At 58.6% G+C, this 23015-nt stretch carries 18 protein-coding genes; 6 read left to right on the top strand and 12 right to left on the bottom strand.

Annotated elements, in window-relative coordinates; all coding sequences use genetic code 11:
• Nucleotide 1 precedes the first annotated feature (1 nt).
• On the bottom strand, nt 2-799 hold the full coding sequence (locus tag ACZ5RI_RS05840) for a phosphocholine cytidylyltransferase family protein (RefSeq protein ID WP_464515176.1): 798 nt from the start codon (nt 797-799) through the stop codon (nt 2-4).
• A 314-nt stretch (nt 800-1113) separates the two neighbouring features.
• Between ACZ5RI_RS05840 and ACZ5RI_RS05835 the strand changes: the two genes are divergently transcribed.
• Nucleotides 1114-1722, top strand: a complete 609-nt coding sequence (locus ACZ5RI_RS05835) for an HAD-IB family phosphatase (protein ID WP_464515175.1) — start codon at nt 1114-1116, stop codon at nt 1720-1722.
• Here the strand turns inward: ACZ5RI_RS05835 and ACZ5RI_RS05830 are convergent.
• Entirely contained in the window at nt 1719-3299 is a 1581-nt protein-coding gene (locus ACZ5RI_RS05830; RefSeq protein WP_464515174.1) for a TonB-dependent receptor, read from the bottom strand. The genes ACZ5RI_RS05835 and ACZ5RI_RS05830 overlap by 4 nt on opposite strands.
• A gap of 356 nt (nt 3300-3655) precedes the next feature.
• Here ACZ5RI_RS05830 and thrS point away from each other — a divergent pair, with 356 nt between their 5' ends.
• From thrS to ACZ5RI_RS05810, 4 genes are all read left to right on the top strand, one after another.
• The gene (gene thrS / locus ACZ5RI_RS05825) at nt 3656-5599 is read left to right on the top strand and encodes a threonine--tRNA ligase (RefSeq protein ID WP_464515173.1); all 1944 of its coding nucleotides are present in this window, start codon (nt 3656-3658) and stop codon (nt 5597-5599) included.
• Nucleotides 5600-5922: 323 nt separating this feature from the next.
• Nucleotides 5923-6384 carry a translation initiation factor IF-3 gene (gene infC / locus ACZ5RI_RS05820; RefSeq protein WP_464515558.1) on the top strand — a complete coding sequence of 154 codons (462 nt, stop codon included), beginning with the start codon at nt 5923-5925 and terminating at the stop codon, nt 6382-6384.
• Nucleotides 6385-6789: 405 nt separating this feature from the next.
• Nucleotides 6790-7317, top strand: coding sequence for a cold-shock protein (locus tag ACZ5RI_RS05815; RefSeq protein WP_464515172.1), 528 nt, complete (start codon nt 6790-6792; stop codon nt 7315-7317).
• A gap of 169 nt (nt 7318-7486) precedes the next feature.
• Entirely contained in the window at nt 7487-8833 is a 1347-nt protein-coding gene (locus tag ACZ5RI_RS05810) for an alpha/beta hydrolase (RefSeq protein WP_464515171.1), read from the top strand.
• A 98-nt stretch (nt 8834-8931) separates the two neighbouring features.
• Here ACZ5RI_RS05810 and ACZ5RI_RS05805 read toward each other — a convergent pair whose 3' ends face one another.
• The gene (locus tag ACZ5RI_RS05805) at nt 8932-10809 is read right to left on the bottom strand and encodes an ABCB family ABC transporter ATP-binding protein/permease (RefSeq protein ID WP_464515170.1); all 1878 of its coding nucleotides are present in this window, start codon (nt 10807-10809) and stop codon (nt 8932-8934) included.
• A gap of 134 nt (nt 10810-10943) precedes the next feature.
• Between ACZ5RI_RS05805 and ACZ5RI_RS05800 the strand changes: the two genes are divergently transcribed.
• Complete coding sequence (locus ACZ5RI_RS05800) at nt 10944-11498, top strand: LOG family protein (protein ID WP_464515169.1); 555 nt, start codon at nt 10944-10946, stop codon at nt 11496-11498.
• Here the strand turns inward: ACZ5RI_RS05800 and rarD (ACZ5RI_RS05795) are convergent.
• The 9 genes from rarD (ACZ5RI_RS05795) to ACZ5RI_RS05755 form a co-directional block, all read right to left on the bottom strand.
• Entirely contained in the window at nt 11490-12404 is a 915-nt protein-coding gene (gene rarD, locus ACZ5RI_RS05795) for an EamA family transporter RarD (RefSeq protein ID WP_464515168.1), read from the bottom strand. The genes ACZ5RI_RS05800 and rarD (ACZ5RI_RS05795) overlap by 9 nt on opposite strands.
• 17 nt (nt 12405-12421) lie before the next feature.
• The gene (rarD, locus tag ACZ5RI_RS05790) at nt 12422-13330 is read right to left on the bottom strand and encodes an EamA family transporter RarD (RefSeq protein WP_464515167.1); all 909 of its coding nucleotides are present in this window, start codon (nt 13328-13330) and stop codon (nt 12422-12424) included.
• A gap of 5 nt (nt 13331-13335) precedes the next feature.
• Complete coding sequence (gene cimA, locus ACZ5RI_RS05785) at nt 13336-14931, bottom strand: citramalate synthase (protein ID WP_464515166.1); 1596 nt, start codon at nt 14929-14931, stop codon at nt 13336-13338.
• Nucleotides 14928-16337 (bottom strand): cysteine--tRNA ligase, encoded by a 1410-nt coding sequence (gene cysS, locus ACZ5RI_RS05780; RefSeq protein ID WP_464515165.1) that lies wholly within the window; start codon nt 16335-16337, stop codon nt 14928-14930. Before cysS ends, cimA begins: the two co-directional genes overlap by 4 nt.
• 132 nt (nt 16338-16469) lie before the next feature.
• Complete coding sequence (gene gltX / locus ACZ5RI_RS05775) at nt 16470-17810, bottom strand: glutamate--tRNA ligase (RefSeq protein ID WP_464515164.1); 1341 nt, start codon at nt 17808-17810, stop codon at nt 16470-16472.
• Nucleotides 17807-19465: an NAD+ synthase gene (locus ACZ5RI_RS05770; protein WP_464515163.1), complete on the bottom strand. Its 1659-nt coding sequence runs from the start codon at nt 19463-19465 to the stop codon at nt 17807-17809. The genes gltX and ACZ5RI_RS05770 overlap by 4 nt, the downstream gene beginning before the upstream one ends.
• A gap of 52 nt (nt 19466-19517) precedes the next feature.
• Nucleotides 19518-20483 carry a Gfo/Idh/MocA family protein gene (locus tag ACZ5RI_RS05765; RefSeq protein WP_464515557.1) on the bottom strand — a complete coding sequence of 322 codons (966 nt, stop codon included), beginning with the start codon at nt 20481-20483 and terminating at the stop codon, nt 19518-19520.
• A gap of 272 nt (nt 20484-20755) precedes the next feature.
• Nucleotides 20756-21484, bottom strand: a complete 729-nt coding sequence (locus tag ACZ5RI_RS05760; RefSeq protein ID WP_464515162.1) for a hypothetical protein — start codon at nt 21482-21484, stop codon at nt 20756-20758.
• A gap of 25 nt (nt 21485-21509) precedes the next feature.
• Nucleotides 21510-22886 carry a class II 3-deoxy-7-phosphoheptulonate synthase gene (locus tag ACZ5RI_RS05755; protein ID WP_464515161.1) on the bottom strand — a complete coding sequence of 459 codons (1377 nt, stop codon included), beginning with the start codon at nt 22884-22886 and terminating at the stop codon, nt 21510-21512.
• Between the last annotated feature and the right edge of the window lie 129 nt (nt 22887-23015).

The raw sequence follows: 23015 nt of genomic DNA, 5'->3' as shown, positions 1-23015 counted from the left end.
GTCACCTCATCCTGCCGATATGGGTCTCAACCCCCTCTTTGCCGACAGCACTGCCGCCTTCGCGCCACAGGCGCTGGGTCAGCGTATTGGCAGCCGCCAGATCCTTGGGGTAATCCAGTTCGCACCAATCCCCATCCGGGATCTTGGCAACATGGACCGGACCACGGTGAGCCAGCGTATTGATGACGCTTAAATACCAGCGCTTTAAACCCGCCGGATCATGCAAGGTTTCTTCCAGCGCCGCTGCAAAGCGTTTGCCGCCGACCGACGAGAAGAACAGCATCCCGATGGATTCCCCATTGGAAACTTCCGCCGATAAGGTCTTGCCGATTTCCATCAGCTGGCCATTCTCGTGGTGCACCTTCATATCGTCTTCGTCGTAGCGCGCTTTTTCGTCGATGGTGACGGTGATGTCACCGGCGACCTGCGCCAGCGCCCGGGCCACCACAGTGGGGTGGAACAAGGTATCGCCGTTGATCAGCATGAACGGCCCATCGACCATCAGATCCCGCGCCAGGAAGCAGCTGCCGACATTGTCGGCCACTTCGAAGAACGGATTGAAACGGGTACGGACCACCACGCCATCGGCTGGACGGGCGCGCAGCGCCGCATCAACCGCATCGGCCTGGAACCCCGTTACGACGGTAATGTCCCGGATACCATTCTGAGCAAGGCAGGCGATCTGCCACTCCAGCAGCGTGCGGCCGTTGAAAGGCAAAAGACATTTCGGCCGACGTTCCGTAAGCGGCAAAAGCCGTTTACCCTGGCCGGCACTGAGGATGACAGCACGTTCTATCACTTCTACACACTTAACCTTTACGGGAGCATGACCGCTACGTTACAGATCGTTCGCATTTATAAGACAAAGCGAATTGGCGTCAATCCAAACGGCCCACACAAAGTTTTTCAGAGTCTTTCAGCCAATACTCCACAACATAGTGTGACAGCTTAAATGTTACCAACGGATACAGTACGTAAGATGAACGGTCACTCCTTTCTACGTTAGACTTTACTGGCGAAGATTTTTATATGGGAAGCCTCGCGCAAATTTCCATAGCGTCAGAAAATTTACCCGTGTAACACGAAAGAGTTACATTTCTAAAAGATGCCCCCATGGTTAACTGCACCGCCATCTTTGATTTCGACAAAACCCTGATCCGCCAGGGAAGTCTGCTGTTAATTTTAACAGCACTGGTCGGACGGCGGCGCGTTATTGCGGCTGCACTGGGAGCTGAGTGCCTGCCGCCACAAAACAGAACAGAGCCGGAACGATTGCGGGCCGGGTTGCTACGCCGCCTGCTACCCGGATTGACGGCCGAAGATATCGCAACCGCGGCCGAACAAATTTACCCGCAAATCGACTGGGATAAAACCGTGATGGCTCGCTACCACTGGCACCGGGATCAGGGGCACCGCATTCTGATCGCCACTGGCGGGTTATCGCTCTACATGCCCGCATTACTGGCACACCACGGTTTAAAACCTGATGGGCTGCTGGCCAGCGAAATGGTGATGCAGAATGACCACTTAACCGGCGAAATGGCCGGGCCATCCTGCACCGGCCTGGAAAAGGCCCGCCGCGTCCGCGACTGGCTCAGGGACGACGAAGGCGAGCGCTGGGGCTATGGCAACCTGCCCAAAGATGGCCCGATGCTGGCGCTGACCGACCACCCCCACGCCGTGCGTCACGGGAAAATGACGGCAATGACCACAGCCCTTTAAAAGGGGCGCTTCAGCGAAATTTTGAACGTTGGCCCCGACGCTGGCAAAATGCTCGACTTGGGCAACTGATTTTGTGCACGGGAATCTACATAAAAATAGTTGGTGGTTTTGGGGGTGCCGACCAAACCATCGACATCCAGATTCACCTCGTATGCACCGGGCTTGAAGGCGATATAGGCCCCCAGCGTGTTGCTGGCATCGACCATGGTGATTTCCTGGGTCTGATAGGCGGTCTGCCCGCCACTCATCTGCCCGGTCAGGCCAAAGCGCAGACGTTCGGCAGGCAATTTACGCTCCAGTCGTAAAGTCACCTGATTGCCAACCTCGCCTGAGGCCCGGCGGAACTTGCCGGTCACCGGATCAAGCACCCGCGAATCGCGCCACACCGCATCACCGCTGACCGATGTGTTGGCCAGCCCAATATCTTCCAGCGGCAAGGACAGCGACATATTCATTTCATCACGCTTGTCGAGCGATGTTGTCACCGGAACCTGCGCCCCGCTATCGGCAAAGCCAAACTCGGTCACGGTACCATTGTAGGCATGGCTATACGCGGCGGCCAGCTGCGCGGCACCGAGATTCTGTTTCAATTCGGTTTTAACGCGCCAGGCCCGATCGGGCTGAACCGCAACATTTTCGGTTAGCGCCGCGTTGCTGGCATAGGCCACAAACGCATCGGTGTTATAGCCCGTGGTGCTATGTTCGATGCTGGCTTTAAGCTGGGTATTGGGAAAATTCATCGTCACCCCAGCCCGCGGTTCGAGAATACGATAGGTACCATTTTTGGTATTGGAGCCCTGCCAGAGGATGGCAAGATTCCGTTCGCGTTCGCCCGCATCGACCGCAAGCCCCGGTACCGGCTCCCAATGCAGATTGGCGAAGATTTCCTCGGTCTGGTTCTCGATCTTGGTGGCGATGCGATCATGCCGATCCGCCGCAACCGTATCGCGCGTAATCTCGCTGGATCCGCGGGCGCCCAGGTCGAGTGAAACACCATCAAGCGCCGAGATCGTCGCGGCCACTTTGGCCTCACGCTTGTTGGCTTGCAGCACATGGCGTTGCCCAGTCACGCCCAGACTACCCGGCTCGCGATAGGTCTGGGTAATTTCGTCAGCACCACTGAAAGCCACTTCGGTTTTGGGCACCGCATTGACCTTCATCTCGATCTCGGCCCGGTTTTTCTGCCACAGATCGGGATTGTCACTGCCTTTACCAGCACTGGCTGACAGCTTGGCATTCACCGACATTTTCGACAGCACCAGCTGCACATTTGCCGCTTCGGCCAGATCACGCGACCCCGCCTTGATGCCGGAAACGTCGAAAGAGAAATGACCGGTCTGCAGATTGATGATCCGCCCGCTCGACGATTTAGCCCGCCAATAGGCTGGCCGGAGCTTGGTGCCCTTGGTGGCGTTGCCCAGGACATTCCCGGTCCATAGCTGCGTACTACGGCTGAGATTGATGTCGGGAGAAGAAACCAGCATGTCGAAATCGTCGGGCAACTGGTACCAGTAAGCCGCGTCAGGATCCCCGCCCGATGCCGATGCCGGGGCTGCACCATTGGCAGGAGACGACACGAGATCTACCTGGGATTGCACATCAGAACCCTGCGTATTTAAAGCTGCTGTGTCCGGCTTGGGCAGGCTGGATTCCGCCTGCGCACCAGCCACACAGGCCAAAATAGCCGAAGCCCATATCCCTGCAGCGCGCGTCACCATTACCTTTAACGTTTAAGTGCCAAGATTTTGATATAGGAAATTTACCCCGCAAACGCAAAGCGCAATGCGGTGAAGCAAATTAACAAAGCATTACAACACCGCAGAAAATACGTGGAAATTTTCATTCCTTGCCCACAGCTTGCGGCACAATTGCTTGACTTTTGCCCCAGGTAAGGAAGATGGTCGCCGCGCAATTTCTTAACCGGAGAATCCCCATGCCTGCGTCAGCGCAAAACATCGTCGTCACCTTGCCCGATGGCAAGACCCTGACGGTGACGCGCGGGACTACAGGGGCCGAGATCGCCGCCGCCATCGGGCCGGGCTTGGCCAAGGCCGCTCTGGCGCTGGAAGTGAACGGCAAGGACTGGGATATTTTCCGCCCGATTGAAGAAGACGCCGCGATCAAGATCATCACCCGCAAGGATGACAAGGCGCTGGAACTGATCCGCCACGATTGCTCGCATGTGCTGGCCATGGCGGTGCAGGACCTGTTTCCCGGCACCCAGGTCACCATCGGCCCATCGATCGAGGATGGCTTCTATTACGATTTCGCCCGCGAGACCCCGTTCACCCTGGAAGACCTGCCCAAGATCGAGGCCAGGATGCGCGAAATCATCAAGGCCGATCTGCCGACCCGCCGCGAGGTCTGGCCGCGTGACAAGGCCATCCAGCATTTCAAGGACATCGGTGAGAAATATAAGGCCGAGCTGATCGAATCCATTCCGGCAGGCGAAGATGTTTCGCTCTATTGGCATGGCGACTGGCATGACCTGTGTCGCGGTCCGCACTTTGCTTCAACCGCCAAGATCGGCGATGCCTTCAAGCTGACCAAAATCGCGGGCGCCTATTGGCGCGGCGATGCCAAGAACGCGCAGTTGCAGCGCATTTACGGCACGGCCTGGCGCGATAAAAAAGAACTCGACGCCTATATCACCCGCCTGGAAGAAGCCGAAAAGCGCGATCACCGCCGCATCGGCAAGGAAATGGACCTTTTCCATATGCAGGAAGAGGCCGCCGGACAGGTCTTCTGGCATGACCATGGCTATACGCTGTGGCGCGCGCTGGAAAACTATGTCCGCCGCAAAATTTCCCATGCAAGCTATATCGAGGTAAAAACCCCGCAGCTGATCGACCGCAAACTCTGGGAAGCGTCTGGCCACTGGGAAAACTATCGCGAAAACATGTTCATCGCCGAAGTCGAGGACGAAAACAAAATCCTCGCCGTCAAGCCGATGAACTGCCCGGCGCATATTCAGGTTTTCAAGGACGGGCTGAAATCCTATCGCGACCTGCCGCTGCGCATGGCCGAATTCGGCTGCTGCCACCGCTATGAGCCCTCGGGCGCGTTGCATGGCATCATGCGCGTGCGCGCCTTTGTGCAAGACGACGCCCATATCTTCTGCACCGAAGAACAGATCACCACCGAAGCCTCGGAATTCTGCCGCCTGCTGTTCGAAATGTACAACGAACTGGGCTTTACCGAAGGCGTCCGGGTCAAGCTGTCGACCCGGCCGGAACACCGTATTGGTTCGGACGATCTTTGGGATATGGCCGAACAGTCGCTGGCCGATGCCATGAAGGCCGGCGGTGTCGAGTTCAGTATCAACCCTGGCGAAGGTGCCTTCTATGGCCCGAAGCTGGAATTTGTGCTGCGGGACTGCATCGGCCGTGACTGGCAGTGCGGAACCCTGCAGGTCGATTTCAACATGCCGGGCCGTCTGGGCGCGACCTATATTGCCGAAGATGGCAGCCGCAAGACGCCGGTCATGCTGCACCGGGCGATCTTAGGCTCGCTTGAGCGCTTCATCGGCATCCTGATCGAGAACTATGCCGGGAAGTTCCCGCTCTGGCTTGCCCCGGTTCAGGCCGTGGTGGCGACCATTGTTTCGGATGCCGACAGCTATGCCGGCGAGGTTCAGGCTGCCCTGAAGGCCGCCGGGATTCGCGCCGACATCGATCTGGCCAACGAAAAGATTAACTATAAGGTCCGCCAGCACAGTCTGGCCAAGGTACCGTATCTGTTGGTCGTCGGTCGCCGCGAGGCAGAAAACCGTACCGTTGCGGTACGCCGTTTAGGCTCGGAAAAGCAGGAATTTCTGCCTCTCGACACCCTGATCAGCCTGCTTAAGGGTGAGGCGACGCCGCCAGACCTCGTTTAATGGGAAAAAAACACGTTTTTCCCGCTTCTGTCGCCGAATTGCCCTTGCGTAGGGTCAAGTTATTTTTAATCTATCACTGAGAAGTTTCCATGCGCTGCCCGTCCGGGACGGCGCGTGGACTTTTATGTGCAGAGGATATTGCCCTGGCCTTGATAGAACGAACCGCTTTGCCCCGGGCTGACAGGTTTCTGCACGGGTTTTAAGTGGCACAACATTAGGCCAACATAAGGAGATAGGTCATAGTTCCCAGACGTTTCGCAGCTCAGGCGCCCGCACCAGCCAAAGACGGCCCGCGCGTCAATGAGGAAATCTACGCGCGCACCATTCTGCTGATCGGCGACGACGGCACCAAATATGGCGAAATCGGTATCGCCGAGGGTCGCGCCATTTCCGAAGAAAAAGGCCTCGATCTGGTCGAGGTATCGCCGGAGGCTAAGCCCCCCGTGGTCAAATTGATGGACTACGGCAAGTTTAAGTACGAACAGCAGAAAAAAGCCGCCGAAGCTCGCAAGAAACAAAAGGTCATCGAGATCAAAGAGATCAAGATGCGCCCGACCATTGATGACCATGACTACGAAGTAAAGATGAAGGCCATGCGCCGTTTCTTCGACGATGGCGACAAGGTGAAGGTGACGCTGCGTTTCCGTGGTCGTGAAATGGCCCATCAGCATATCGGTATGGAACTTCTGAACCGCATTCAGAAAGACACCGAAACCTACGCCAAGATGGAACAGTGGCCGAAACTGGAAGGCCGTCAGATGATGATGGTACTGGCACCGCGCTAACCATCAGGCATCTATGAATGCATCAGGGACCGGCCGTTTGGCCGGTCCTTTGCATTTTGGGACCTTTGTTTTTTACGCCTCAGCGCCAGGCCGAATCGCGCCAGCTGCGGGACGATACTTGCCCAACACGCGGGCAAGCCCACGGACTGTGCCGAGGCCAGCCCGCCCATGGCTGTAAAAAGCAGAGAACACAACTTTGCGGCAGCAGAGTTCTTAAAACCTTTCGTCCTGCGGGCGCACGTAAACAAACAAAGTTAAAAATGGTGAAAAATTCGCGTCATAGTTTGCATGAGTGTCTTGCAGACCGGACCACTTTAGGCAAGATGGTCACCGGCGAATTGTCTCGTGCCGGACGCGGCAAGACGCTAACGCATCTATCCGGCGGGTTCAGCATCGGCATATTCAATGGCGAACAACGAAAATTACGGCTCGCACGCTCTTGCTCAGGCATCGGCGAAAGGCACGGTCAAGTGGTTCAACCTGTCCAAGGGATATGGTTTCATCACTCTTGAAAACGGTGGCGACGCCTTCTGCCACGCATCTGCATTGGAGCCGCTTGGCACCAATACCCTGCCGCAAGGGGCAACGATCGTCTGCGATTTACAGGAATCGCCCCGCGGTCTTCAGGTCGTAGCGGTTCACAGTATTGACCAGTCCACGGCCACCGCAGCACCGGCCCGCCGCCCCCAGCGGGACTTTGGCGGCACCGATGGCGGCCCCTGCGGCCCGCTGGTCGACGGCAAGGTGAAGTTCTTCAACGATCAGAAGGGCTTTGGCTTTGTGGTGCCAGCCGACGGCAGCGGCGATGTTTACGTTCACGCCTCGGCCCTGCGTCGCAGCGGTATCATCTCGCTGGAGCCGGAACAGTCCGTCCGCTTCTCGACCCGTCAGGGCATGAAGGGTGTGGAAGTCGACCAGATAGAAACGGTCTGAAACATCCCACCTCGCTAAACCCGTTTTAAGGGGGGCGCGCAACCGATGCGCCCCCGCCAGAGCAACTGCCCCGCCCAGCCCGGGGCATTATGCAGCATCCGCGCCTGAAGACGGCCCCGATCCGCCGCGCTAGACTTTCCCCCTATAGTTGCTTCGTCGGAGATAGTCGTTGCGTATATTAGGGATTTTGTTGCTGTGCAGCCTGCTGGGCGGTTGCCTGCACGTCGATGTTCACCAGAGCATGGTCACCAACACCAATGACAGCATGGTCGTGCTGCCCCCCGGTGTGCCGACGGCAAACGTCACGCCCGGGCCGGGCTGGCACATCGTCAACGATGACATCGCCACACCGGGCGGCCCGTTGCATATGGTGCTGGCGGGTAGTGATGCCAGCCGCCCGCTGATTGTCTATTGCGGCGGCCGGGCCTTTATCGAAAATAATGCAGGGGCCGCGGCGCTGAAAGCGTTATCCCCCTTTGGCGATATGGTGCTGTTCGATTATCCCGGTCTGGGCCAAAGTCGTGGTCATGGCACGAAAGCCGAATATCTGGCCGCGCTCGACACCGTGGCCACGAGAATCGAAGCTCTGGCCGCCCAACGCCGTGGGAAGCTGGTTTTCTGGGGCCATTCGCTTGGCACCGGTTTTTGCGCCGCACTGGCAGCCAAGGTGCAGTATCCCTCGATGCTGGTGATGGCAGGCGGTTTTGATACGGTGGAAGATGCCGCCGACGGGCTGAAACAGCAAATGTACTGGTATAGCCCGCTGATCGACATCCGCTTTGACGAAGACGTGCTCAATTTTCATGTCGCCCAGCGGCTGGCCCATTACAATGGCCCAATTCTTCTGCTGGCCACGAAAGCCGACCGTACCATCACCTATGATGTCAGTCAGAAACTGGCACAAAAGCTGCGCGATGCGGGGCGCGCCGTGACCTTCGTCAGCTTTGAGAACATCAGCCATTCCCGCATTCATCAGGCCGTCGATTTTCCCGAAAAAATGACGGCGGCACTGGCCCCCTTTGGCATCCATTACAGCCCACAGCATCTTGATCCGCGGGGCGATAGCCCCCTGACCTGGCCCGATGGCAGCCGCTATGACGGTGCCATCCGCGATGGCGTTTTCGATGGCGAAGGCACCCTCCACTATGCCGACGGGGCGGTGCTGCAAGCCCGCTTTGATAAGGGCCAGCTTGTCGGCGTGGCGCGCTTTACCGACGCCGACGGCCATGTGCTGTCAGGCCCGATCCGCGATGCCCGGCTGATGACGCCAGCACCAAAGACGGCGACGCCGACGCAAAACCAACGCACAATGCTGACAATACTGGTCAATAGCGCGGGTACCCCGACACAGGGCATTGCCGCCATCCCGCCCCAAATGCCCGAGACCGATGCATGGCAGCTCCTGCTCAGGCTGCGCTCTGTGGTACAAAGCAAACACTATCAGCCCGCCACCATCAATGGCCAAGCCATCCCGGTGCCATCATTCCTAAGCTATAGCGACGATCCGGCACCGTAAAATCCGCTGCATCCAACCCCACATCTGGCGGCATCATAATGGTGTAGCTGTCCCCATGATAAAACGCCCGCTGTCGGTTGTGGCAGCGGGCGTCTTTTTCAGGTTTCGTCGTCTTCGATCTTGGTGCGGGCGATGCCGGGGGAAACATCCGGGTCGAGCTCGACCTCCTGCAATTTTTCGCGTGCGGCGGCGGCCTCTTTCTGCTTGTTCCACATCGAGGCATAGGCCCCGTTCTTCGCCAACAGTTCTTCATGGCGGCCACGTTCGACGATCTGACCACGGTCGAGCACCAGAATTTCATCGGCATCGACCACCGTGGAAAGCCGGTGGGCAATCACCAGCGTGGTGCGATTTCTCGAAACATCCTGCAACGCACTCTGGATTTCTCGCTCGGTATGGGTGTCGAGGGCAGAGGTTGCCTCGTCCAGAAGCAGGATCGGCGGGTTCTTCAGTATAGTGCGGGCAATGGCGACGCGCTGTTTTTCGCCGCCGGATAGTTTTAACCCGCGCTCACCCACCATGGCCTCATAGCCTTCGGGCAACAGCTTGATGAACTTGTCGATCTGAGCGGCATCCGCTGCGGCCTCGACCTCGGCATCAGAAGCCCCAATGCGGCCATAGGCGATGTTGTAGCGCACGGTATCGTTAAACAGCACAGTATCCTGTGGCACGATACCGATCACCTTACGTAAAGAGGCCTGCTGGATATCGCGCAAGTCCTGCCCATCAATGGTAACTGAACCGGACTGAATATCGTAGAAGCGGAACAGAATGCGCGAAATCGTCGATTTGCCCGCGCCCGAGGGGCCAACAACCGCCACCGTTTTGCCCGCAGGAACTACAAAGCTGATCCCTTTGAGCACCGTACGGGCCGGGGTATAGCCAAAGACCACATTATCAAAGCGGATTTCGCCCCCCTTGACCTGCAACGGTGGTACACCGGGCTTATCGATCACTTCCTGCTGCTGATGCATCAGGGTGAACAACGCATCCATATCGACCAGCGCCTGTGTAATTTCGCGGTAGACCGTACCCAGCAGATTAAGCGGCACATAAAGCTGCACCAGATACGCGTTGACCATCACCATATCGCCGACGGTCATATGGCCGCCCTTGATGCCAAAGGCCGCCAGCACCATCACGCCAGCCAGACCAAGCGCCACGATGATCGCCTGACCGGTGTTGAGCAGGGACAGCGAAACCTGCGCCTGAATGGATGCCTTAGCGAATTTATCCATCGCCGCATCGAAGCGTTTGGTTTCATGCTTTTCGCTGCCGAAATACTTCACCGTCTCGTAATTCAGCAGGCTGTCGACCGTCTTGGTGTTGGCATCGGTATCGCTGTCATTCATGTCGCGACGAAACTGAATGCGCCAGCGGGTGATGGCAAAGGTGAACCAGATATAGGCGACCACCATGCCCACAGTCACCACCGCGAACCACAGATCGAACTTGTACAGCATGATGATCGTCACCAGCGCCAGTTCGAGAATGGTCGGGAAAATTGAGAAGATGGCAAAGCCGAGCAGCGTGTCGATACCACGCGTGCCTCGTTCAATGGCGCGTGACAGGCCACCGGTTTTGCGCTCAAGATGGAAGCGCAGCGACAGAGTATGGACATGGGCGAAGGTCTGCACCCCAACCTCGCGCAGGGCATGATAGGCGACGCGGGCAAAGATGCCGTCACGCAGCTGGGCAAAGCCCTGCATGGCGATACGGGCAATGGTATAGGCGATCACCATGGTCAGCGGCACAGACAGCATAATCAGCGCCGGGCTGACCGACAAGGAATCCACCGTGCGGCCGAAGAAGACCGGAATATAGACCGTCGCCACCTTGGCCAGGATCATGCAGAAGACCGAGATCAGAACGCGGATCTTCAGATCCCGCCGCCCCTTGGGCCACAGATAGGGCAACAGCATAAACAGGGGACGGATTGACGGTTCGCCACCGCCCGCTTCTCTTACATGGCGCATTACACGGTTTCCGCTTGGCACCCGCCCCATGGGCGGGCTATAGCCAATCTGTTTAGAAAGTTCCGCCTTCGTTCGCAAGCCCCAGTGGAGCAGTTAGATACTTAGGCGGAAAAACGTTCTTTAAGGCATTCATTATGAAACAAAAGCCCGCCATTTGCGTATTTTGTGGTTCCAGCGACGGTAACAACCCCCATTTTTCGCAAAGCGCGGAACGCTTCGGTCAGTTGATCGGAAGCAATGGCTTTTCGCTGATTTATGGCGGCGGTGGGGCCGGTATGATGGGCACGCTGGCGCGGGCCACCGCAGCGGCCGGCGGCGACATTCTGGGCATCATGCCGGACTTTTTACGCAGCTATGAGTTGCCGCCGGAATGGGTGCATGATCTGGTACTGACCAGCGATATGGCCCAGCGCAAGAACCAAATGATTGATGCGGCAGCCGCTTTCGTCATTCTGCCCGGCGGCCCTGGCACGATGGACGAATTTTTCGAGGTGATGACGCTGAAGGGCCTCAACCGCATCCATCAGCCCATTCTGCTGGTTGATGTTGACGGCTATTTCGCCCCGCTCAATGCGCTGGTGGCGCATATGCAGGCCGCAGGGCTGATGCGCGACGGTTATAAAGATGTCTATGAGACGGTGGCCAGCCCCGCCGAGGCCATGGCCCGCCTGCAACAACTGTTAGGCTGAGGCGCGCCGTTTCGCGATCCAGCTTTCCATCCAGACCAGGATCAGCGCGCTCCACAAACAACCGAACGCGGCGGCATCGACCGGCGAGAACCGCTCCTTAAACCCGAACACCGCCAGCGACAGTGTCAGGCCGGGCGAAAAATACTGCACGAAGCCGACGGTCGACAGCCGGATGCGCCGCGCCCCCGACACAAACAGGGCCAGCGGAATGGCGGTCACCGCGCCGCCGCAGATCAGCAGCACATCGGTCAGTGCCCGATTGCTTAGTGACAGTGAGAGGGTGAACGCCCCCGCCCCCATCAGCCCCATCACGATCAGTGCAACGGCGGCGAACGGCGCCAGTAAGGCGGTTTCGACAAACAGCCCGTCAAGCGGATCGACCACAACCTTCTTGCGCACATAGCCGTAAAGACCGAAGGAAACCGCAATACCAAAGGCGATCCACGGCATATGGCCAAACGCGATAATCTGCACCGCCAGCGCCGCGATACCTAAGCCCATCGCCACCGCACGCATCGGCGAAATCCGCTCGCCCAGCAGCACGACGCCGAGCAGGATCGACACCAGCGGCATGATGAACAGACCCAGCGACGCCTGCACCAGTTGATGCGAGGCCACGCCCCAGATGTAAAAGGTCCAGTCAGCGGCAACCAGCAGGCCGGAAATCATCAGCGCGCCGACTTTGCGCCAGGTCGATAACACCTGTGCAATGGCGGCCCAGCGCTGGCGGGTCTGCACGATGGCGGCGGCAAATAGCGCACACCACACCATCCGATGCAGCGCGATTTCCACCGGGGGCACATTTTCCAGCAGGCACCAATAAAGTGGAAACAAACCCCAGATGACATACGAAACAAAGACCAGAATAATGCCTCTGGTTTCGTTCTGTTTTACCGACGCACCCATTTTAAGCCCCGTAACCGTTAGCCCGCATGACGGGCCAATGGCAGCCAGCGTTGCAAGGGCTTTTCAAAAAACACCAGCAACAAAGCCAGCCAGATACAGCCGAAGGTAAAACCATCCACCGCCGTGAACGGTTCACGGAACAACAAAATGGCGACCAGCAGGGTCAGAACCGGCGAGATATATTGCACGAAACCAAGCGTTGAAAGCCGGATGCGTCGCGCCCCGGCCGCAAACAGCGTCAGCGGTAAGGCTGTCACCGCACCACTGATAATGAGCAGGACCGCCCCCTGTGTCGGGATCTGCGCCAGCGCGAACGGCTGCGGCAAGCCCTGCACCACCAGCACAATCAGTGCGACCGGCACCAGCAACGCGGATTCAATAAACAGCCCGTCGAGCGGATCGACCGGCACCAGCTTACGGACATAACCATACAGGGCAAAAGTCAGCGCCAGCACCAGCGCAATGACCGGCACATGGCCAAGCAGCACGGCCTTGACCACCAGCGCCAGCGAGGCCAGCACCACTGCCGCAATGCGCAGCCCGGAGATTTTTTCGCCGAGCAGAAACACGCCGAGCAAAATCGACAGCAGCGGATTGATGAAATAGCCCAGCGACGCCTCAACCACATGGTGCAGAGCAACGCTGTAGATATAGGTCGTCCAGTTGACGGCAATCAGCAAGCTGGAAAGTGTCAGCGCCAGCAGCAGACGCCGCCGCCGTAACACGCCACGTATCCGCGGCACCCGCTTACGCATCAGCGTGATGACACCGACCAGTAACGCGCACCAGAAGATGCGATGCATCGCAACTTCAAACGGCGCAACACCATCCAGGAGCCGCCAGTACAGCGGCAACAGACCCCACATGGTATAAGCCGCCAGGGCATAGAGCACCCCGACGATCTCGTTCTTTGGTTCTTCCCCCATATCGGTTACGCCGCCGCTCCATCGCGCAAAAGCTTATAGCGCACCGAATCTGTCAGCGCCTCGAATGACGCATCGACGATATTTTCTGATACCCCCACGGTAGACCAGCGCGCCCCGGTGCCATCCTTGCTTTCGATCATGACACGGGTGATTGCCTCGGTACCCGAGGTCAGGATCCGCACCTTATAATCGACCAGCTCAAGATCGGCGAGCACAGCGGCATATTTGGTGAGGTCTTTACGCAAGGCCGAGTTCAGCGCATCGACCGGGCCATGACCGGCGCCGGCATTGTACAACTCGGCCCCATCGACCAGAACACGGACAGTTGCCTCTGACACGGTGACCAGATCACCGGTCGAGTTATGGCGTTTCTCGACAATGACACGGAAATTCTGCACATCGAAATACTCCGGCACATCACCAAGCACCCGACGCGCCAAAAGTTCAAATGACGCATCGGCCCCGTCATAGGTATAGCCGAGGAATTCACGCTGTTTGATCTCGTCCAACAATTTGCCCAGACGGGCATCCTTGCCATCAAGCGTAATGCCGACATCTTTCAGCCGCGCCAGCAGATTGGAGCGCCCGGCCTGATCGGAAACCAGAATGGTGCGCACATTGCCCACCATTTCAGGGCCAACATGTTCGTAAGTGCGGGTATCCTTCAGCATGGCCGAGGAATGTAAGCCCCCCTTATGGGCAAAGGCCGACGGTCCGACATAGGGCGCATGGCGATTGGGCGCGCGATTCAGAATTTCATCAAGCAGCCGCGAAGCCTTGGTAATATCGCGCAAGCCTTCCGGTGCAATACCGGTCGTGAACTGATCCGCATACGTCTCTTTCAGCAGCAGCGTCGGAATGATCGAACACAGATTGGCGTTACCACAGCGTTCACCCAGCCCATTGATCGAACCTTGAATCTGCCGCGCTCCACCGCGCACCGCCGCCAGCGATACGGCCACGGCCTGATCGGTATCGTTATGGGCATGAATGCCAAAATGCGCTTCTGGCAATTTGGCTTTAATTTCTGAAACGATGCGATAGGCATCTTCCGGCATGGTGCCGCCGTTGGTATCGCACAGCACCAGCCAGTTCACCCCGGCATCGGCAGCGGCTTTAAGGCAATCCAGCGCATAGCCGGCATTGGCCTTGTAGCCATCGAAGAAATGTTCGGCGTCGAACAGCGCCTCACGCCCGGTTTCTTTTACCGCGACAATCGACTGGGCGATGCTGTCAATATTTTCGTTGCGCGGAATACCCAGTGCAACATCAACCTGAAAATCCCAGGTTTTACCAACCAGACAGACCGCATCGACATCGGCGCTGATCACCTGATTGAAACCGGGATCGTTGGACAGGCTGCGGCCTGCCCGCTTGGTCATGCCAAAGGCGGTAAAACGGGCGCGGTTAAACCTGGGCCGGTCGCTGAAAAAGCGGGTGTCACCCGGGTTCGCCCCTGGCCAGCCGCCCTCGATATAATCGATACCGAGATGGTCGAGCGCCAACGCAATGCGGCGCTTATCTTCGACCGAGAAATCGACGCCCTGGGTCTGGGCGCCGTCACGCAAGGTGGTGTCAAAGAGATAAAGCTGCTCGCTCACTGTTTAACCTCCCAGGCTGTGCCATCGGCACCGTCCTTGAGCACGATACCACGGGCCAGCAGCTCGTCACGGATGCGATCGGCTTCGGCAAAATCGCGCGCTTTACGGGCTTCAGTGCGGGCCGCGATGCGGGCTTCAATATCGGCGGCATCCACCTCGGGGACTGCGCGGCGCGCGGCAAACCAGCCGGTAGCGTTGGAGCGCATGAGACCGAGGAAACCCGCCGCCATCTTGAATTTGGCGAGTTCTTCTTTGGGCGGATTTCTCTGCTCGCTTAACGTCGCCGCCATATAATGAAAGCGCGGCAGCGCTGCGGGTACGTTCAGATCATCGCCAAGGGTTTCTTCCAGCTTGTACTCGGCAAAGGCGGCATCAAGCAGTTCGGGATTATCCGGCGTGTTGCCGATCAGATCGTACCAATGGTTTAGGGTTTTGACCGCAATGCGCAGATCCTTCACCGTCCAGTCGAGCGGCTGACGGTAATGGGTTTTCAGCATGTTGAAGCGCAACGCCTCGCCCTGCCAATCTTTGAGCAGATCGTTGATGGTGAGGAAATTGCCGAGGGACTTCGACATCTTCTCGCCTTCGACCTGCAGAAAGCCGTTATGCAACCAGTAGCGCGCCAGCGGATGACCGTCATGGGCACCTTCGGATTGGGCAATCTCGTTTTCATGATGCGGGAAGGTCAGATCAACGCCGCCGCCATGAATGTCGAAGGTGTCGCCCAGCAGCTTGCCACTCATCGCTGAGCATTCGATATGCCAGCCCGGACGGCCACGCCCCCACGGGGATTCCCAGCCCGGCTGGCTGTCGTCAGACGGCTTCCACAGCACGAAATCCATCGGGCTTTTCTTGTAGGGCGCCACCTCGATCCGCGCACCGGCCAGCATCTCGTCGGGCGAGCGGTTGGCCAGCTTGCCATAATCGGGCTTGGAGGTGACATCGTACAGCACATGGCCCTCGGCGACATAGGCATGACCGGCCCCAATCAAACGCTCGATCAGCGTAATCATATCGCCAATATGTTCGGTGGCGCGCGGCGTAAACGTCGGCGGCAGCGAGCCCAGCGCGGTGACATCAGCGACAAACTGTTCGGCGGTCGCCTTGGTAATCTGGGCACGGGCCTCTTCAACGCTTAAGCCATCGGCAGCGGCCACAGTGGCGGCGCGGGCGTTAATCTTGTCATCAACATCGGTGATGTTGCGCACATAGGTGACATGGCTTTCGCCATAGACATGGCGCAACAGACGGAACAGCACGTCGAACACGATCACCGGACGGGCGTTACCAATATGGGCATAGTCATAGACCGTTGGCCCGCAGACATAGAGCCGGACATTGGCCGGATCGATCGGCGCGAAATCTTCTTTGGCATGGGTCAGCGTGTTGTAAAGGCGAATGGTCATGATACGTGCTCACATAGAGGCCTGGCGCCGAAAATAGCGCCAAGCTGAAAGGATAACGGTAGATTTTGGGCAAAAGGGGGTATCGCGGCGCTTAGCCGCAAATTCGACCCGTAATGGCGATGGCGAAAAAAGTCACGCCGGTTCCCCTTTTAAGCGGCCCAAGGCTTTGGCTCGCCCGATCAGAGGTAGCAGCTTTTTAAGCTCAGGTCCATGGTCCTCGCCGGTTAACGCCAGCCTTAAGGGGTGAAAAAGCGCCCGCCCCTTCGCCCCGGTGGCCTCGGTAACCAACTTTGTCCAAGCATTCCAAGTCGTTTCGTCCCAAGGCTCGGGCGGCAAGGCTCCGGCTGCCGCAGCGCATAAAGCGGCATCTTCAACCACCGGCGTCACCGGTCCGGTGACCAGCTGCCAGATCCCGGCAACGTCGCTAAAATAGGTCAGATTGGCCCGCGCAGCCTCCCAAAACGCCTCTTCCCCACCGATTCCGGCCGTTGCCAGCCGTTCGGCCACCGCCGAAAAGGGCGTGGCGTGCAACTGTTTGGCATTGAGTTTGACCAGCTCTGCCGGGTCGAAATGGGCCGGGGCGCGGCCGATCTTGGCCAACGTGAAGCCCGTCACCAGATCTGCCATTGCCGCCGCCGGGGCCACGGCATCGGATGTGCCGGTCTTGGCCAAATAGCTCACCAGCGCCAGCGGCTCCAGCCCATCCTCGCGCAATGAACCCAGCGACAGCGAGCCCAGACGCTTGGACAGCGCCTCGCCGCCCGCACCGATCAACAGCGGATGATGGGCGAAAATCGGGGCCTTGGCCCCAAGCGCCTCGAAAATCTCGATCTGCACTGCGGTGTTGGTGACATGGTCTTCGCCGCGCACGATGTGGCTGATGGCAAAGTCGATATCGTCAACCACCGACGGCAGGGTGTAGAGGAACCGGCCATCGCCACGGATCAGCACCGGATCGGACAGATTGGCGGTGTCGATCTCGACATCCCCGCGGATCAGATCATGGAAGGCGATCTTCTTGTGTGACAGCTTGAAACGCCAATGGGGTTTGCGCCCTTCGGCTTCGAATTTGGCCTTATCCTCATCGGTCAGTTTCAGCGCCGCGCGGTCATAAACCGGCGGGCGGCCCAGCGCGATCTGGCGCTTGCGGCGGCGATCCAGTTCCAGCGCCGTCTCGTAACAGGGATAGATGAGCCCGGCGGCTTTAAGCTTTTCCGCTGCAGCGGCATGGGCATCCGTCCGCTCCGACTGGCGGGCGAACAGATCATGCTCAAGGCCCATCCATTTCAGATCGGCCAGAATGGCGGCTTCATATTCGGCTTTAGAGCGCTCGGTATCGGTATCGTCGATGCGCAGCAGGAACTTTCCACCGGCCTGACGGGCCAACAGATAGTTCAGAACCGCCGTGCGGGCATTGCCGACATGCAACAGACCGGTCGGCGACGGGGCGAAGCGAACAATGGTCTGGCTCATCGGGCATCTCGGAAAGCATTGGTGATGGGATAACGGCGGTCACGGCCGAAATTGCGCGGCCCGATTTTGACGCCCGGCGGGGCCTGACGACGCTTATATTCGGAAATGTACAACAGATGCTCGATCCGCTTGACGGTGGCAGGATCGTAGCCCCTGGCCACGACATCCTCAAACGCCATTTCCTTTTCGACCAGACATTCCAGAATGCCGTCGAGAATATCATAGGGCGGCAGGGAATCCTCGTCCTTCTGGTTTTCACGCAGTTCCGCCGTCGGCGGCTTGGTGATGATGCGCTCCGGAATCACAATACCTGACGGCCCCAGCGCACCGGGCGGAACATGGGCGTTGCGCCAGCGCGCCAGCTTGAACACCGTGGTCTTGTAGATGTCTTTCAGCACATTATAGCCGCCGCACATGTCGCCATAGAGCGTGGCATAGCCAACGCTCATTTCCGACTTGTTGCCGGTGGTCAGCACCATCGGGCCGAACTTGTTGGAGATCGCCATCAGGATCAGGCCGCGGATACGCGACTGAAGATTTTCTTCCGTGGTATCAGCTTTACGACCGGCAAAGGGTTGTGCCAGTATAGCGGTGAAGGCATCTACCGCCGGTTCGATCACCACCGTTTCATAGGAAATGCCAAGCAGTCCGGCGCATTCTTCGGCATCTTGCAGACTGTCACCCGAGGTATAGCGCGACGGCATCATCACCGAACGCACCCGCTCCGGCCCCAGCGCATCGACCGCCACGGCGGCAGACAAGGCGGAATCGATCCCGCCCGACATGCCCAACACCACGCCGGAGAAGCGGTTCTTGTTCACATAGTCAGCCAACCCCAGCACCATAGCGCGCCAGATCGACTCCAGACGGTCCTCCAGCGGCACGGTTTCCCCGGGGGCGCAAACCCAGCCCGCCCCGGTACGCGCCCAATCGGTCAGGGCGAGTTTCTCTTGCCACGCAGGCAGCGACACCGGCACCGAACCATCGGCATTGACGATGAGCGAGGCGCCATCAAACACCACCTCGTCCTGACCGCCGACCTGATTGAGATAGACCAGCGGCAGGCCGATTTCACGCACCCGCTGGCGCACCAGCTGCAGGCGGACATCTTCCTTGCCGGTTTCAAACGGCGAGCCATTGGGCACCAGGATCAGTTCGGCCCCGGCGGATGCCAGATGCTGCACGGCAGCGGGGGTCCAGATGTCTTCGCAGATCGGCAGGCCAAGGCGCACACCGCGCACCATCACCGGTTCCGGCAGGGGGCCAGCGCTAAAGACCCGCTTCTCATCGAACACGCCGTAATTGGGCAGGTCATATTTGCGGCTGACCGCGACCAGCTTGCCACCATCGAGCACTGCAAGGCCGTTATAGAGCACGCCATCCACCACCCAGGGCGTGCCGATCAGCACAGCCGGGCCGGTGACGGTATCTTTGGCCAGTTCTTCGATGGCCGCGCGGGCATCGGCTTGGAACGCTTGCTTGAGGACCAGATCTTCCGGTGGATAACCGATGATAAACAGTTCGGTAAACAGCAGAAGGTCGGCCCCGGCACTTTCAGCGGCAGCGCGGGCGTTGCGCGCCTTGGCAAGGTTACCGGCAATATCGCCCATGCACGGGTTGAGCTGAGCTACAGCAATGCGCAAGTGTTCCATCATAGCCCGCTATTTAGCGTGCCAGCCCGTCAATAAAAAGGCGAAACTGTAAGAATCAGGCGGCGGCGGGAACGGCAATCCCGGGCAGATGCTGCGGAAGCGGCATGCTGCGTTCGGCAGCGTCGTCGATCATCAGCGCGGTGGCCAAAGCGTTGCGGGCCTGACGGGCACGCACCAGCGGCTCGGTCTTGGTTTGCACGGCCCGCACGAAACCCGAAACCGATTCGCCCAGCGGGTCATCCATCTGCAGCGCCTTGAGCGGGCGCGGCGTGGTATTAATGACCTGACGGGTCAAAAAGTCGATTTCAACCACACCGTCAGCATAAACCACCCGCATACCGCGCTTACGTTCGGCGATACGGCTGGCGGTCAGGCGGGCAACGGCACCATTTTCGAAGACGGCAACGGCCTCAACCTCGTCCGGGTAGGCGGACTTTTCCATCCGGCCTGACGCCTTGACGTTGCGGACCTTGCCCGGAACAAGCTGATGGACCAGATCCAGATCGTGGATCATCAGATCGAGCACGATGCTGACGTCGGCACCACGGCCAGACCACGGGCCCATGCGCCAGCAGGAAACTTCAAGCGGCACTTCGTCGTAATCGAGCAGGCCGGTACGCGAGAAAACAAAGCGTTCCTGATGGTCAACCGTCAGAACCTTACCGAATTTTTCCGACAATTCGATCAGCTCGTCCGCTTCTTCCAGCGTGGTGGCGATCGGCTTTTCAACCAGCACATTGGCGCCGGCATTCAGGAAGGCCCGTACGATCTCGGCATGGGTTACCGCCGGGGTGGCGACCGTGACCAGATCGACTTTACCCAGCAGATCCCGCCAGTTGGCGGTCACGGCAACGCTGTGCAAATCAGACATGGCTTTGCGCGCGGCGGCCGACGGATCAGCAACGGCGACCAGTTCCACCCCATCAATCGCGCGATACTTGGCAGCGTGATGACGACCGAACGCCCCGGCGCCGATGACGGCAGCCTTGAGCGTGGTGGAGTTGGTGCTGGCGATGCGCATGGGTGACACGAGGCAAACCTCACAATTTGACCTAATTTCTTGAGCATATAAGTGGTCGCGCCGCGTCCCAGATGCGAGTCATAAAATATTGCGCCTTGTTACACCAAAGGGCGCAGGTGCTTGAAACTGGACGATAATCGGGGTCAACGACACCTTACCGGAACGGCTAAAAGCCTATAGTTCCAAGGGAAAATTGATTAAAATCACCCAGTTAAGGACTATAACGCTTACGTCACAAAGCTCACGAAATGACGCCCGTCAGGACTGAAATATTATTTCTTCGCCCCGGCCATTGCGGCCGCCCAAGCCATGGCAATGGCATAGGCCAGCATCAGGGGGGCCAGACCGATCAGTAGCCCGCCCCCGATTCCGGCAAGAAAACTGCACGAGAACAGGGCATAGGCGCCCCCTATATAGAGTGCGTAAATCCCCGCCAGCGAGATCAGACCAAGCAGGATTGCCACCACCACAGAGCCCATGCCGCCCGCGTCATCCGATAACCGGATAATCGTGGCGGTGATTTTCAGACGGGACAGCGCCGAGCCGAGATAGATGATGGCCAGACACCAGGTGATGCCGGAAGCAAAAATCCGCCCGCCATCGATCATGCAGGGCCTGAGCACTGCCACCAGCGCACGCTGGCCCGGAATGGCGGAGTAAAGCGCCCGCTCCAGCGCAGTGGACAGCGTGCCATCCAGATGCCTGGGCGCGAAAAATACCTGATTGATGAAGCTGATCAGGGTAAAGGCGACGAACACCGCCTCGTTAAAGCCGACAATAAAGACAAATGGGCGGTGCGGGGCGCCATGGCGGGCCAGAAACAGATAGCCCGCCGCAAAAACCAGCCCGAGGGCGGCAAACAACCCCACCGGTACAGCGATAACCGCCGCAAAACCAGCCAGATCACCACCAGCCGACCAATACCAGCCGCTGGCCAGCCCACCGGCATAAAGGCAGAAAATGATCCAGGCCTTAGCCAGAAGTCGGGCCAACCCCGTCATGCGCACACCCTGCCCGCCCCCGGCTTTACGCGGCCGAAGCCTGAGCCTGTTTAATCCGTTCGGCCCGGAGCGATTCCGACAGCTGGAAAGCCAGTTCCAGTGCCTGACTGGCGTTGAGGCGCGGATCACAATGGGTGTGATAACGCTTCTGCAAATCTTCGTCGCCAATCGCCTGCGCACCGCCCAGACATTCGGTGACGTTCTGACCGGTCATCTCGAAATGCACGCCACCGGCATAGGTGCCCTCGGCGCGATGGACCTCGAAGAAGGTCTTCACTTCCTTCAGGATGCGATCAAAGGGCCGCGTCTTGTAACCGGTGGGCGATTTGATGGTGTTGCCATGCATCGGATCGCAGGACCACACCACGTTCAGCCCTTCGGCTTCGACCGCGCGGATCAGCTTGGGCAGGCCATCGGCCACCTTGTCAGCACCGAAACGGCAGATCAGCGTCAGACGCCCCGGCTCGTTCGCCGGATTGAGCGCTTCGGACAGCCGTTTCAGATCCTCCAGCGAAAGCGACGGGCCGCATTTGAGGCCGATCGGATTCTGAATACCCCTGCAGAACTCGACATGCGCGCCATCAACCTGACGGGTGCGATCACCAATCCACACCATATGGGCGGCGGTGTCGTACCAGTCACCCGAGGTGGAATCGATACGGGTCAGCGCCTCGTCAAAGCCGAGGAACAGCGCTTCGTGGCTGGTATAAAAGGAAGTCGAGCGCAAATGCGGCACCGAGGTCGGCGTCACACCGCAGGCCGCCATAAAGTCGAGCGATTCCGAAATACGCTGGGCCAGCCCCTGATAGCGTTCGGTCGCCGGGGAATCGGTGACGAAATCCAGCATCCAGCGATGCACATTGTGCAGATCGGCATAACCGCCGGTGGCAAAGGCGCGCAACAGATTGAGCGTCGCCGCCGACTGGGAATAGGCCTGCATCAGCCGCTGCGGATCGGGAATGCGCGAGGCTTCGTCAAAAGCGATGCCATTGATAATGTCACCGCGATAGGACGGCAGAGAAACACCATCACGGGTCTCGAAATCTTCGGAACGCGGCTTGGCGAACTGACCGGCGATACGGCCCACTTTCACCACCGGCATACCGGCGGCAAAGGTCAGCACCACCGCCATCTGCAACAGCACACGGAAGGTATCGCGGATATTGTCCGGGTGAAATTCAGCAAAGCTTTCGGCGCAATCGCCACCCTGCAACAGGAACGCACGGCCCCCGGCCACATCGGCCAGCGAGGCTTTAAGATTGCGCGCCTCGCCGGCAAAAACCAGCGGCGGATACGTCTTTAACTGGGTTTCAACGGCTTGCAGCGCAACCTCATCCGGATACTGCGGCACTTGCCGAATGGGTTTTGCACGCCAGCTTTGCGGGTTCCACGCCTGGGTCACCGCGACCTCCACATTCCGTTACAATAGGGCACCGGATATAGGGGATCGTTACGCGCATTACCAGCCGCAAAGCGCATTTTTCAATAACTATCACGGGCTATACGGTAATTTTATAACCAGACTCGCGCC

The organism is Micropepsis pineolensis (assembly GCF_055392125.1).
This window is presented reverse-complemented; position numbering and strand designations above follow the sequence as displayed.